We start from the raw sequence: 13,992 nt of genomic DNA on the forward strand, positions 1-13,992 counted from the left end.
GACCTGACGCCTTGGTTAACCTTCAAGCTTTATCTCATCGGCAGGAGCGGCTATGGCTATGGACTTGACCAGCATTTTGCTTGGTCTTGCGGGGGCTGCCCTGCCGTTGTTGGTATTAGCCTGGCAATTGCAGCGCCGCGCCAGCGTGACGCAGGCGCAAGTGGCATTGCTGCAGGAGCGGCTGGCGATGTCCCTGCTGGCGCAGGACGGCCTGAACGCCCAGCTGGAAACCAGTCGCGATGAAATCGCTGACCTCAGTCAGATCAACACGTCCAGGCAGGCCGAGCTGGCCGCGCTGCGCCGCGAAGTCGAACTGTTGCAGGTCGAGCGCGACGACGCCCGGGACGCCGCGCATGCCTGGAACATCGAGCGTGCTGGCAAAGAGGCTGAGCTGCGCCGTCTCGACGCCCAAGCCGCTTCCCTGCATGCCGAGCTGCGCGAACAACAGGAAAGCCATCAGCAACGGCTCAGCGACCTCCAGGGCTCGCGGGATGAGTTGCGTGCCCAGTTCGCCGAACTGGCGGGCAAGATCTTCGATGAGCGCGAGCAGCGGTTCGCCGAGACCAGCCAGCAGCGCCTGGGCCAGCTGCTGGATCCGCTGAAAGAGCGCATCCAGTCATTCGAAAAGCGTGTCGAAGAAAGCTACCAGGCTGAGGCGCGGGAGCGTTTCTCGCTGGCCAAGGAACTGGAGCGCCTGCAGCAGTTGAACCTGCGGTTGAGCGACGAAGCCACCAACCTGACCCGCGCACTCAAGGGGCAGAAAACCCAGGGCAACTGGGGTGAGCTGATCCTTGAGCGGGTGCTGGAACACGCGGGCCTGGAGAAAGGCCGCGAGTACCAGACCCAGGTCACGCTCAAAGGTCCTGACGGCGAGCGGTTCCAGCCGGACGTCATCATCTACTTGCCGGGCGACAAGCAGGTGGTGGTCGACTCCAAGGTCAGCCTGACGGCTTACCAGCAGTACGTGGCGGCTGATGATGAGGCCATCGGCCAGATCGCCCTCAAGCAACATGTGCTGTCCCTGCGCACCCATGTCAAAGGCTTGTCCGGCAAGGACTACAAGCGTCTCGACGGCTTGCACAGCCTGGATTTCGTGTTGCTGTTCGTGCCGATCGAAGCGGCGTTCTCGGCGGCGCTGCAAGCGGAGCCGACGTTGTTCCAGGAAGCATTCGACCGCAACATTGTGATCGTCAGCCCGACCACCTTGCTGGCGACTCTGCGAGTGATCGACAGCCTGTGGAAACAGGAGCGCCAGAGCCAGAACGCGCGGGAAATCGCCGAGCGGGCCGGTTGGCTGTATGACAAGTTCGTATTGTTCATCCAGGACCTGGACGAGGTCGGCAATCGCCTGCAACAGTTGGACAAGGCCTACAGCTCGGCACGCAACAAGCTGACAGAGGGCCGGGGCAACCTGGTCAGTCGCAGTGAGCAGCTGAAGTTGCTGGGCGCGCGGGCGAGCAAGAGCCTGCCGGCGGATCTGCTGGAGCGGGCGATGACGGATGTGGATGGGTTGGCGGAGTTGCCGGAGTAGAAGCCCCAGAATCAAAAGATCGTCCGAACACGGCCCGAGCCTCCGGCAGCTCCTACATCGGATGGTGTACAGCCCTGTAGGAGCTGCCGAAGGCTGCGATCTTTTGATCTGGCATTTAAAGCGGCAAATGCTTGCTCAACAACGCCCTCAGCGCCGCCGGCTTAACCGGTTTGGCCAGGTACCCAAGCCCCGCCGCATGCACCTGGGCGACCATCTCCGGCCGACCATCGGCGCTAATCACCACCCCCGGCACCGGCTCGCCCAGACGAGTGCGTAGCCAGGCCATCAATTCGGTGCCGGTTTCGCCGTCGTCCAGGTGGTAATCGACCAGCGCCAGTTGCGGGCGCATCCCTTCGCTGAGCAGGGCCGCGCACTCATCGCGATTGCGCGCAGTCCACACCTGGCAGCCCCAGCGGGTTAGCAGGCTGTTCATGCCGATAAGGATGCTGTCCTCGTTGTCGACGCAGAGCACCTGGGCGCCACTCAACAATTTGCCGTTAAGCTCGGCAGTCTTGACCGGCAACGCCGCCTGCGCCCGGGCCAGAGGCACGCACACGCTGAACACACTGCCACGCCCCGGCCGTGAACGCACTTGCAGGCGATGGCCTAAAACCCGACACAGGCCGTCGGCAATCGCCAGGCCCAGGCCCAGGCCTTTCTCGGCGCGAGTCTGATGGCTGTCCAGGCGTTTGAATTCTTCGAAAATGACCTTCTGCTTGTCCTCGGCAATGCCCGGCCCGCGATCCCAGACCTCCAGCCACACTTCGCCCTGGCGTCGCCGGACGCCCAGCAGCACCGGGCCTTTGGCATAGCGGAAAGCGTTGGTAAGGAAATTCTGCAAAATGCGCCGCAGCAATTTGATGTCGCTTTCGACCCGCAACTTGCTGCCGCGCACGCGGAACTTCAGGCCTTGGTCCCTGGCGAGTGCCTTGAACTCCGCACCCAGCACGTCGAACAGCTCATTGAGCTCGAACGGCTTCGAATCGGAGTTGATCTTGCCGTTTTCCAGGCGGGAAATGTCCAGCAAGTCGCTGATCAGGTCTTCGGCAGAGCGCAACGAGGTGTCCAGGTGCTGTACCAGTTTCTGTGCTTCGCTGGACAGGCCGTCATCCTGGTGGGAGAGGGCGGCGGAGAACAGTCGTGCGGCGTTCAGTGGCTGCATCAGGTCGTGACTGACCGCCGCGAGAAAGCGCGTCTTGGACTGATTGGCAGACTCGGCGGTACCTTTGGCCTCGGTGAGGGCGACGTTGAGTTGCGACAGTTCGTGGGTGCGTTCGGTCACCCGGCGTTCCAGGCCTTCATTGGCTTCGGTCAGCGCCTGTTCGGCCTCACGGAACGCGGTGATGTCGGTGAAACTCATGACGAAGCCGCCACCGGGCATCGGGTTGCCGATCAGCTCGATCACCCGGCCATTCGGAAACAGCCGCTCGGACGTGTGGGCGCGGCCCTGGCGCATCCAGTGCAGGCGGCGGGCGACGTGCACTTCAGCTTCGCCCGGGCCACACAGGCCGCGCTCGGCGTTGTGCCGAATGATGTCGGCAATCGGCCGGCCGACGCTGATCAAACCGTCCGGGTAGTTGAACAGTTCGAGGTAGCGCCGGTTCCACGCCACCAGCTTCAGCGACTGGTCGACCACGCTGATGCCCTGGGTGATGTTCTCGATCGCGCCTTGCAGCAACGCACGGTTGAATTGCAGGACTTCGGAGGCTTCGTCGGCGATTCGGACGACATCCTCGAGTTGCATCTCGCGGCCTTCAATCGCCGCTTTCACTACTGCGCGAGTTGAAGAGGCACCCAGCACGCCCGCCAGCAAGCGCTCGGTGTGGGCGATCCACTCGCCGTCGGCATTCTGGTTCGGGTTGAAGCCTTTGCCCTGGCGATAGGCGAAGCGGATGAAACTCTGGCGGGCACGTTCCTCACCGACAAAGCGTGCGGCGAGCTGCAGCAGGTCGTCGATCTGCACCGCCAGCATCGAGCGTGCGCTTGGCCGGGCGCTGATTTCCTGGCCAATGAATCGACCGGCCTGCCAGTGTTCGGACACCCGTGTGCGCGACAGTACCGAGACCCAGGCGAATAACGTGAAGTTGCCCACCAGCGACAGCACCACCCCTTGAGTCAGTGGAGTGATGGGCAGATTCAGCGGATTGCTCTGCAGCCAGGCCAGGCCGGGGAAGGTACTCAGCGACCAGCCCAGGCTGTGCGCCGCGATCGGCAGCACCAGGGTGTAGAACCAGAGAAAGGTGCCGGCGGCCAGGCCGGCGAAGACGCCGCGGCGGTTGGCCTGCTTCCAGTACAGTGCGCCCAGCATGGCGGGGGCCAGTTGGGTCACGGCGGCAAAAGCGATCTGGCCGATGGTCGCCAGGCTCGCGGTGGAGCCCAGCAGGCGATAGCTGACGTACGCCAGCAGCAGGATCACCACAATGCTCACCCGGCGTACCGACAGCATCCACTGACGGAACACTTCGAACGGGCGCTCGGCATTGTTGCGCCGCAGCAACCATGGCAACAGCATGTCGTTGGAAACCATGGTCGACAGCGCGACACTCGCCACGATCACCATACCGGTCGCCGCCGAGGCACCACCAATAAACGCCAGCAGCGCCAGGGCAGGGTGGGCCTGGGCCAGCGGCAGGCTGATGACAAACGAATCCGGCAGCACCGAGCTGGGCAACAGCATCTGCCCGGCCAGGGCGATCGGCACGACAAACAGCGCGGCCAGGGCCAGATAGGCCGGAAACACCCACTTGGCCAGGCGCAGATCCTGCGGGTCGATGTTTTCCACTACGGTCACGTGGAATTGCCTGGGCAGGCAGATGATCGCCATCATCGCCACCCCGGTCTGCACGATCATCGATGGCCAGTTGATCGTCTCCTTCCAGTACTGCTCCAGGCGCGGTGCCAGCATGGCCTGGTCAAACAGGTCTTCGAAACCGTCGTACAAACCGTAGGTCACGAACGCACCCACCGCGAGAAAGGCGAACAGCTTGACCAGCGATTCAAAGGCAATGGCCAGCACCATGCCGCGGTGGTGTTCGGTGGCGTCGAGGTTGCGAGTGCCGAACACAATGGTGAACAGTGCCAGTACCAGTGACACGATCAGTGCCGTGTCCTGGGCCCGCACGCCCATGGCGTCGGCACCGGCGCCGATCAGCAGGTTCACGCCGAGCACGATGCCCTTGAGCTGCAGAGCGATGTAGGGCAATACCCCGACCAGGCAGATCAACGCCACCACTACCGCCAGGGATTGGGATTTGCCATAACGCGCGGCGATGAAGTCGGCAATGGAGGTGATGTTCTCCTGCTTGCTGATCATCACCATCTTCTGCAGCACCCACGGCGCGCACACCAGCAGCAGAATCGGCCCGAGGTAGATCGGCAGGAATGACCAGAGCTGTTCGGCGGCCTGGCCCACGGCGCCGAAGAACGTCCAGCTGGTGCAATACACCGCCAGCGACAGGCTATAGACCCAGGCACGCACCCGCGGCGGCAGCGGCGTGGCGCGACGGTCGCCGTAGAAGGCGATGGCAAACATGATGGCCATATAGGCCAGGGCGACGGCGGCGATCAGCCCGCTGGACAGCGACATGAGAACTCCAGGGCAAAGACATCCGGGACTCCATCCCGGTCAGACAGTCTCGCACGATGCAAGGGGTTAGTCAGTGTCGACCAAGGTCGTGGCGTGGCGGGGTGTCGCAGTCCTTATGCAGGCCCGTGTCACTGCCCCAGCGCAATATCAACCAACTGATGCAACTCCTCCACCTCCAGCGCCGCCGCTGAAAACAGGATGCGAAACACGGTCGGTGCCGCCAGCAAATTGATCAGCCGATCAACGCTCGGCCCGGGCTGATCGGGGTAACGATCCAGAATGGCCTGTAACTGGGCGCCGATGATCGTCACGCAATAACCCGGAGTCTGGCTGCACTGGACATCGCGCAGCATGTTGCGGCCTGGTTCGGAGCTCATCTCGTCCAGATATTGCTCGGCCCAGGCTCGCACGTCACCGAGCAGGCTGCCGGTGTTGGCCGGCTCGCCATCGGGCTGCATGCGTGCCAGGGCGACGTCGGCCAGTAACACGGCCAGATCGCCCCAGCGCCGGTAAATGGTTGACGGCGTGACACCGGCGCGCGCAGCGATCTGCGGCACGGTCAGGGTCGAGCGTTGATGTGTTTCCAGGAGTTCGCGGACCGCCGAATGAATCGACTCCTGCACCCGGGCACTGCGGCCACCGGGACGTAAACCTTCTTTAATAGCCATGCATCGGACCTTAACACAAAGAATTTGCTTTAAGCGCCAGCCAGCCGCACACTCCGCAAAAGCAAAATATTAGCTTTTGCGGAGATATAGCATGCCCGGTACAACGTCCAACCGTTCCAGCCTGTGGTTTCTGGCGTTCACCTTACTCAGTTTTCTCGCCGCTTCCACTGCGCCAACGCCGCTTTATCACCTGTATCAGGAGCATCTGCATTTTTCAGCGGCTACCTTGACCGTGATTTTCGGGGTCTACGCCATCAGTTTGCTCGTCGCGTTGCTCACCGTGGGGTCGCTGTCGGATTTCCTGGGGCGCAAGCCGGTGATTTTTACCGCCGTGATGCTGAACATCCTCGCGATGCTGCTGTTTATCAAGGCCGACTCGGTTGCCTGGTTGATTGCCGCCCGCGTCTTGCAGGGCTTCGCCACCGGCATGGCCACGGCGGTGTTGAGCGCCGCATTGCTGGATGCCAATCGACAGCAGGGGCCGCTGATCAACAGTGTTGCGCCGCTGCTGGGAATGGCAATGGGGGCAATGGGATGTGGCCTGCTGGCTGAGTTTGCGCCGCTGCCATTGCAGCTCACCTATTGGCTGTTGCTGGTGATGTTCGTGCTGCAGGCGCTGTATGTCTGGCGTTTGCCGGAAAGCGTCAGCCGGCAACCGGGCGCTTGGGCCTCGTTGCGACCGACCCTGCATGTACCGCCCCAGGCCCGGCGCACCTTGTGGATGGTGTTGCCGATCAACACAGCGGTCTGGGCCCTCGGTGGTTTCTACGCATCCCTGGCCCCTTCGCTGGTGCGCACCGCGACCGGCTCCACGTCGAACCTGATTGGCGGTGCGACAGTTGCGGCATTGACGGTGACCGGAGCCCTGATGATCTACTGCCTGCGCAACCGGCCAGGCGACAAGGTGCTGCAACTGGGCGCCACCCTACTGCCAGCGGGCGTCGCGTTGATCCTGATCGCCGTGCACACTGCCAGCCTGGCGCTGTTCTTTGTCGGCACCCTGGTGGCAGGGTGCGGTTTCGGCGCGGGTTTTCTTGGCGCGGTGCGCAGCCTCGTACCGCTGGCCTTGCCCCACGAGCGGGCCGGGTTGATGTCGGCGTTCTACGTGCTCAGCTATCTGGCGTTCTGCCTGCCGGCGTTGCTGGCCGGCAGCCTGACTCGCACCTTCGGCTTGGTGGCCTCGACCGACGCCTATGGCGCGGTATTGATAATACTGGCGCTGGGGGCGTTGTTTGCGCTGGTGCGCCAGCCGCCAGTGAAAGTGTGTAGCGAGGTCCGGTAACCGGTATGGCCTATATCTGTAAAACAGATAACAGTTAGAGATATTACCCGTTATATAGATATTCGATTCGGATCTACCATGAATTCCACCTCACCAGAGGACAGGAGTTCGCCATGACATGCACCACCCTCAAGCCCTTCACTCAGTTGCAGCACCCCCGCGAAGTCGTTCGCCAGTTCACGCCGAACTGGTTCGCCGCCACCATGGGCACCGGCGTATTGGCCCTGGCGCTTGCTCAGCTGCCATTTAACCTGCCGGGCCTGCGCGCTGCAGCCGAAGCGCTGTGGCTGTTCAACATCGGTTTGTTCGCGTTGTTCACCGTGCTGTATGCGGCGCGTTGGACGTGGTTTTTTCACGAGGCGCGGCGCATCTTCGGGCATTCCACGGTATCGATGTTCTTCGGCACCATCCCCATGGGCCTGGCGACCATCATCAACGGCTTCCTGGTGTTTGGCCTGCCGCGCTGGGGTGAGGGGGTGATTCAACTGGCCGAGGTGCTGTGGTGGCTGGACGTGGCGATGGCGCTGGCGTGCGGGGTGTTGATTCCCTACATGATGTTCACCCGGCAAGAGCACAGCATCGACCAGATGACCGCCGTCTGGCTGTTGCCGGTGGTCGCGGCGGAGGTGGCCGCGGCCAGTGGTGGCTTGCTCGCGCCGCACCTGGCCGCCGCACATTCGCAGCTGGTGGTGCTGGTGACCAGCTACGTACTCTGGGCCTTCTCCCTGCCAGTGGCCTTCAGCATCCTGACCATCCTGATGCTGCGCATGGCCCTGCACAAACTGCCTCACGAAAACATGGCCGCTTCGAGCTGGCTGGCGCTGGGCCCCATTGGTACCGGTGCGCTCGGCATGTTGCTGCTGGGCGGCGATGCACCGGCGATCTTCGCGGCCAATGCAATGGGCGGCATCGGGGAAATAGCTGCCGGCCTGGGCCTGATCGCCGGGATCACGCTGTGGGGGTTCGGCCTGTGGTGGATGCTGATTGCGCTGCTGATCACTGTGCGCTACCTGCGTGCGGGCATTCCGTTCAACCTGGGCTGGTGGGGCTTCACCTTTCCCCTCGGCGTGTATGCCCTGGCCACCTTGAAACTGGCCAGCGTCCTGAACTTGATGTTCTTCAGCCTGTTCGGCTGCCTGCTGGTGGCCATGCTCGCGGTGATGTGGCTGATCGTCGGTAAACGCACGGTGCAAGGCGCGTGGCGCGGCGAGCTGTTTGTCTCACCTTGCATTGCAGTTTTAAGGAAATAAACGGCGAACACAGGTAATTTGTGGCCTGAATCAGGATTTGTCACTCCAAGTACTGTATGCACTGGTTTGCACGCCACTCATTACCCAAAATCATAACGGGGACACACGGAAGATGAGTCATCCCTCACAGTTCACCTTGCTGCGCACCCGGCGTTTCCTGCCGTTTTTCGTGACACAGTCTCTTGGGGCATTCAACGACAACATATTCAAACAGTCGCTGATCCTCGCCATCCTGTACAAGTTGACCATTGATGGCGATCGCTCGATCTGGGTCAATCTGTGTGCGTTGCTGTTTATCCTGCCGTTTTTCCTGTTCTCGGCGCTGGCCGGCCAGTTCGGCGAGAAGTTTGCCAAGGACGCGCTGATCCGCCTGATCAAGCTCGGGGAAATCGCCATCATGGCGGTCGGCGCTGTGGGGTTCATGTTCGACCACCTGTGGTTGATGCTGCTGGCGCTGTTTGCCATGGGCACTCACTCCGCGCTGTTTGGTCCGGTGAAATACTCGATCCTGCCCCAGGCCTTGCGCGATGAGGAGCTGGTGGGCGGCAACGGGCTAGTGGAGATGGGCACCTTCCTGGCGATTCTCGCGGGCACCATCGGCGCCGGCATCATGATGTCGTCCAGTCATTACGCACCGATTGTTTCCACCGCGATCATCGGCGTGGCCGTGCTCGGCTACCTCGCCAGTCGCAGCATTCCGCGTGCTGCCGCGTCATCCCCGCAGATGCGCCTGAACTGGAACATCTTCAGCCAGTCCTGGGCGACTTTGAAATTGGGCCTGGGGCAAACTCCGGCGGTGTCGCGATCGATCGTTGGCAACTCCTGGTTCTGGTTTGTCGGCGCGATCTACCTGACGCAGATCCCGGCTTACGCCAAGGAATGGATGCACGGCGACGAGACCGTAGTGACGCTGATCCTGACGGTGTTTTCGGTGGGCATCGCGCTGGGCTCGATGCTGTGCGAGAAGCTCTCGGGGCGCAAAGTCGAGATCGGCCTGGTGCCGTTCGGCTCGTTTGGCCTGACGGTGTTCGGGCTGTTGCTGTGGTGGCATTCCGGCGGGATTGCGGACAGCGTCACGGGCCACAGCTGGCTTGAAGTGTTGGGGTTCGCCCATACCTGGCTGGTGTTGATCGACATCCTGGGACTCGGCGTATTTGGCGGTTTTTACATCGTTCCGCTGTACGCGCTGATCCAGTCGCGCACGCCGGAGAACGAGCGGGCGCGGGTCATCGCTGCCAACAACATCCTCAACGCGCTATTCATGGTGGTCTCGGCGATTGTCTCGATCGTTCTGCTGAGCATGGTCGAGCTGTCGATCCCGCAGCTGTTCCTGGTGGTGTCGCTGCTCAACATCGGCGTCAATGCCTACATCTTCAGCATCGTTCCCGAGTTCAGCATGCGCTTCATGATCTGGCTGCTCAGCCATTCCATGTACCGCGTCGAGCATCGCAACCTGGAGCAGATTCCTGATGAAGGCGCGGCACTGCTGGTGTGCAATCACGTATCCTTTGTTGACGCCTTGCTGATTGGCGGGGCGGTACGGCGGCCGATTCGTTTTGTGATGTACTACAAGATCTACAACCTGCCGGTGCTCAATTTCATCTTTCGCACAGCCGGGACGATCCCGATCGCCGGGCGCCAGGAAGATATCCAGATCTACGAGAAGGCCTTCACGCGCATTGCTCAATACCTGAAGGAGGGCGAGCTGGTGTGCATCTTTCCGGAAGGCAAGCTGACCGTCGATGGCGAAATCAACGAGTTCAGGGGCGGTTTGACGCGCATACTCGAAGAAACGCCGGTGCCGGTGATTCCGCTGGCGTTGCAGGGGTTGTGGGGGAGTTTCTTCAGCCGCGATCCGGGCAAGGGATTATTTCGTCGATTGTGGTCGAGGGTGACCCTGGTGGCCGGGGCCGCAGTGCCCGTCGAGGGCGCCGAGCCGGCCAAGCTGCAACACCTGGTGGGCGAGCTGCGGGGTGCGGTGCGCTGAATCAGTCGCCGCGGGCCGCGTGATCAGCGTGCCCGCAGGCGAACTCAGCCGGCCATGGCCAGCCGGTTACGGCCTTCGCGCTTGGCCACGTACAGAGCGCTGTCGGCCCGGCGCAACAGGCTCTCGGCGGATTCGCCGGGCAGCAAGGTCGAACAGCCGAGGCTCACCGTCAATTCAATGGATTTACCGTCCGCCAGGTACTCCTTGGCCTGGGTGGCAAAACGCAGGCGCTCGCCGACCATGGCCGCCGCTTCACGGCCGGTGTTGGACAGCAGAATCAGAAACTCCTCGCCGCCGTAGCGGAACACCATGTCCACATTGCGCAACTGGCCCTTGATCGAGGCAGCAACAGCCTTGAGCACTTCATCACCCGCACTGTGCCCGTGAGTGTCGTTGATGCGCTTGAAATGGTCGATGTCCAGCATCAATAGCGACAGTGGCTGCAAATGCCGGCGCGACATGTCGATTTCCCGCTGCAGCGTCTGGTCCATGGCGACACGGTTGCCGGTGTCCGTCAGCGGATCACGCAAGGCGCTTTGCGTGGCCACGCGGTAGAGCAGGGCGTTGCGCATCGGAAACAGCAGTGCAGACAACAGTGATTCGAGGTTGCCCTGCTCCTGTTCGGTGAAGCGCTGATTGCGGCGGAACGTCAGCTCGCCCAGATGTTCGCCCTCATGGCTCAGGCTGTAGCTGATGGAGTGATGGCCGCGCTGGCCGAATTCCAGGCGCAGGTCGCTGGCCTTGTGCTGGTAGCTCAAGGCATCGAGCGGTACGAGTCGCTGGATCTCCCGGAAGAAGAGCCCGAGTATGCGCTGTGGCTCCAGGCTGGTTTGCAGTTGCAACACCAGCTGCTGGCGTACTTGCGCAAGACTGATGGGCCTTTCCAGAATCCGTGGCTGTTGACCAAAGCCCAGGCGTTGCAATTTGGCACTGTCGAAGTCAATTGCGTTGGTCTGGGAAGGTGATTTCATATTGCATGCGCCCCTGAGCAGTAAGACTGTCTTACAAGCTGGGTGAGAGCGGCTTGTGGGCTGCGCGTCATACTGATCCGTCAGTCCCGTAGGACATCTGTGCCAAGTCTAGTCCGCTTTGCCGACGATTAGTAACCTATCGACTGGAGCCCTGCCCCTATCTGCTATCACTCGCGTGTCTGAGCAAAATTAGAGCGAAACTCATGCCATTCGGTTCATTTGAATAAAAATTACTTTAAATCAACAGGTTGTCCGCTGGCTAAGGCGTTTGGTCAGGAACCGGCGACGGATGTTTGACTTAAAATAGGCTCAGTTGCGTGGCCCGACAGGTGCCGCGGCGAAAAGCCGGCGCGGCACGCAAGGCGACGTGCGGTATCACTGGGCGTTAAAGGCCTGCCCGTTGATACCCGAACTGTCCGGGCCCATCAGGTAGAGATAGACCGGCATGATCTCTTCGGGGGTCGGGTTGTTCAGCGGGTTTTCCCCAGGGTAAGCCTGGGCGCGCATGCTGGTGCGGGTCGCGCCCGGGTTGATGCTGTTGGAGCGCACCGGCGCAACGGTATCGACCTCGTCGGCCAGCGTTTGCATCAGGCCTTCGGTGGCGAACTTGGACACACCGTAAGCGCCCCAGTACGCCCGGCCCTTGCGCCCGACGCTGCTGGAGGTGAACACCACCGAGGCGTCCTGGGACAGCTTGAGCAGCGGCAGCAGGGTGCTGGTAAGCATGAACATGGCATTGACGTTGACTTGCATGACGCGCATGAAGTTTTCGCCCGACAGCTGTTCGATCGGCGTACGCGGGCCAATGATCGAGGCGTTGTGCAGCAGGCCGTCGAGGTGGCCGAACTCGGTTTCGATCATCGCCGCCAGTTCATCGTATTGATGGGGCAGGGCGGTTTCGAGGTTGAACGGGATGACGGCCGGTTGCGGGTGGCCAGCGGCTTCGATCTCGTCGTAGACCTGGGTCAGGTTGGCTTCGGTCTTGCCCAGCAGCAATACGGTTGCGCCATGGGCTGCGTAGGTTTTCGCAGCCGCAGCGCCAATGCCGCGCCCTGCACCGGTGACCAGAATGACCCGGTCCTTGAGCAATTCAGGGCGGGCGGAATAATCAAACATAAAAAACCTCGACTAAAACAAAAACAGATCGCGGCGCGGCCATCGCGGGCAAGCCCGCTCCCACAAGGATTGAAGGTGGCCACACATTTCGTATCCACCAACAAAAACCTGTGGGAGCGGGCTTGCCCGCGAAGGCGTCAGCATTCACACCACATCCCCAGAGTCTGGAGCCAGCTTTCAACAGCTGCAGAGGGCGCTATCAAGCACCTTGCGCAACTCCAGTGGATGATCCACCACCACATCCGCACCCCAGTGCCGCGGGTTATCGTCCGGATGAATGTAGCCATAGGTGACCGCCGCAGTGCGGGTCCCGGCATCACGGCCGGACTCGATATCGCGCAGGTCATCGCCCACGAACAGCACGCTGGCCGGGTCCAGGTCGAGCATCTTGCACGCAAGGATCAACGGCTCCGGGTCCGGCTTGCTGTTCTTCACGTGATCCGGGCAGATCAGCAGTGCCGAACGCTCGGCCAGGCCCAGCTGCTGCATGATCGGCTCGGCGAAGCGCACCGGCTTGTTGGTGACCACGCCCCAGATCAGGTTGGCTTTCTCGATGTCGGCCAGCAGCTCGCCCATGCCGTCGAACAGCTTGCTGTGCACCGCACATCCCTTGAGGTAGCGCTCGAGGAATTCCAGGCGCAGCGCTTCGAAGCCGGGCGCCTCCGGGTCCATGGCAAAGGTCGCTGCGACCATCGCCTTGGCGCCACCGGAGATTTCGTCGCGGATGTACTTGTCATTGATGGCCGGCAGCCCGCGCTCGGCGAGCATGGCCTGGCAAATGGCAATGAAGTCCGGCGCGGTGTCGAGCAGCGTGCCATCCATGTCGAAAAGGACCGCTCTGATACGCATCGGCTTACTCCTCGCGCAGGGTCTGGATCATGTAGTTGACGTCCACGTCGGAAGCCAGTTTGTAGTGCTTGGTCAGCGGGTTGTAGGTCAGGCCGATGATGTCCTTGACCGTCAGGCCGGCCATGCGGCTCCAGGCACCCAGTTCCGAGGGGCGAATGAATTTCTTGAAGTCATGGGTGCCGCGAGGCAGCAGCTTCATGATGTATTCGGCGCCGACGATGGCGAACAGGTAGGCCTTGGGATTGCGGTTGATGGTGGAGAAGAACACCTGGCCGCCGGGCTTGACCATGCGGTAGCAGGCGCGGATCACTGAGGACGGATCCGGTACGTGTTCGAGCATTTCCAGGCAGGTAACGACGTCGAACTGCTCGGGCATTTCTTCGGCCAGGGCTTCGGCAGTGATCTGCCGGTATTCGACGGTGACACCCGATTCCAGCTGGTGCAATTGAGCGACTGCCAGCGGGGCTTCGCCCATGTCGATGCCCATGACCGTCGCGCCGCGCTGGGCCATGGCCTCACTGAGAATGCCGCCGCCGCAACCGACGTCGAGGACTTTCTTGCCGGCCAGGTTGACGCGTTCGTCAATCCAGTTGACCCGCAGCGGGTTGATATCGTGCAGCGGCTTGAACTCGCTCTCGCGGTCCCACCAGCGATGGGCCAGGGCTTCGAATTTGGCGATTTCGGCGTAGTCGACGTTGCTCATGGTTCAGTCCTCTAAAACTTGAAAAATCCTGTTGCCCCGGAATCTGTTC

10 protein-coding genes are annotated in these 13,992 nt (G+C 61.7%); 4 read left to right on the forward strand and 6 right to left on the reverse strand.

Annotation, left to right across the window (positions count from 1 at the left end; all coding sequences use genetic code 11):
• The first annotated feature begins 166 nt into the window (after window positions 1-166).
• Window positions 167-1,531 carry a DNA recombination protein RmuC gene (gene rmuC / locus HYI44_RS07795; RefSeq protein WP_163019378.1) on the forward strand — a complete coding sequence of 455 codons (1,365 nt, stop codon included), beginning with the start codon at window positions 167-169 and terminating at the stop codon, window positions 1,529-1,531.
• A 115-nt stretch (window positions 1,532-1,646) separates the two neighbouring features.
• Here the strand turns inward: rmuC and HYI44_RS07800 are convergent, their stop codons facing one another.
• Entirely contained in the window at window positions 1,647-5,117 is a 3,471-nt protein-coding gene (locus HYI44_RS07800; RefSeq protein WP_122838012.1) for a PAS domain-containing hybrid sensor histidine kinase/response regulator, read from the reverse strand.
• Window positions 5,118-5,245: 128 nt separating this feature from the next.
• Entirely contained in the window at window positions 5,246-5,785 is a 540-nt protein-coding gene (locus HYI44_RS07805; RefSeq protein ID WP_225569101.1) for a TetR/AcrR family transcriptional regulator, read from the reverse strand.
• A gap of 91 nt (window positions 5,786-5,876) precedes the next feature.
• On the opposite strand from HYI44_RS07805, the gene HYI44_RS07810 reads away from it, so the two are divergent.
• The 3 genes from HYI44_RS07810 (at window position 5,877) to HYI44_RS07820 (ending at window position 10,304) form a co-directional block, all read left to right on the forward strand.
• Window positions 5,877-7,067, forward strand: a complete 1,191-nt coding sequence (locus tag HYI44_RS07810) for an MFS transporter (protein WP_225569102.1) — start codon at window positions 5,877-5,879, stop codon at window positions 7,065-7,067.
• A 113-nt stretch (window positions 7,068-7,180) separates the two neighbouring features.
• A complete protein-coding gene (locus HYI44_RS07815) occupies window positions 7,181-8,317 on the forward strand; it encodes a TDT family transporter (RefSeq protein WP_225569103.1) in 1,137 nt (378 codons plus the stop codon).
• Between the two features lie 112 nt (window positions 8,318-8,429).
• A complete protein-coding gene (locus HYI44_RS07820) occupies window positions 8,430-10,304 on the forward strand; it encodes an MFS transporter (protein WP_225569104.1) in 1,875 nt (624 codons plus the stop codon).
• A 44-nt stretch (window positions 10,305-10,348) separates the two neighbouring features.
• On the opposite strand, the gene HYI44_RS07825 is transcribed toward HYI44_RS07820, so the two are convergent.
• The 4 genes from HYI44_RS07825 to ubiG all read right to left on the reverse strand — a co-directional run bounded on the left by HYI44_RS07825 (window position 10,349) and on the right by ubiG (window position 13,943).
• Window positions 10,349-11,275 carry a GGDEF domain-containing protein gene (locus HYI44_RS07825; RefSeq protein WP_122838017.1) on the reverse strand — a complete coding sequence of 309 codons (927 nt, stop codon included), beginning with the start codon at window positions 11,273-11,275 and terminating at the stop codon, window positions 10,349-10,351.
• Window positions 11,276-11,650: 375 nt separating this feature from the next.
• Complete coding sequence (locus HYI44_RS07830) at window positions 11,651-12,391, reverse strand: YciK family oxidoreductase (protein WP_225569105.1); 741 nt, start codon at window positions 12,389-12,391, stop codon at window positions 11,651-11,653.
• A 177-nt stretch (window positions 12,392-12,568) separates the two neighbouring features.
• Window positions 12,569-13,240 carry an N-acetylmuramic acid 6-phosphate phosphatase MupP gene (gene mupP, locus HYI44_RS07835; protein ID WP_122838019.1) on the reverse strand — a complete coding sequence of 224 codons (672 nt, stop codon included), beginning with the start codon at window positions 13,238-13,240 and terminating at the stop codon, window positions 12,569-12,571.
• A gap of 4 nt (window positions 13,241-13,244) precedes the next feature.
• Complete coding sequence (gene ubiG, locus HYI44_RS07840) at window positions 13,245-13,943, reverse strand: bifunctional 2-polyprenyl-6-hydroxyphenol methylase/3-demethylubiquinol 3-O-methyltransferase UbiG (RefSeq protein WP_045060585.1); 699 nt, start codon at window positions 13,941-13,943, stop codon at window positions 13,245-13,247.
• Between the last annotated feature and the right edge of the window lie 49 nt (window positions 13,944-13,992).

The sequence above is a fragment of the Pseudomonas sp. Y24-6 genome (genome assembly GCF_020295325.1).
In the GTDB taxonomy this organism is placed as follows: Bacteria; Pseudomonadota; Gammaproteobacteria; order Pseudomonadales; family Pseudomonadaceae; genus Aquipseudomonas; species Aquipseudomonas gregormendelii.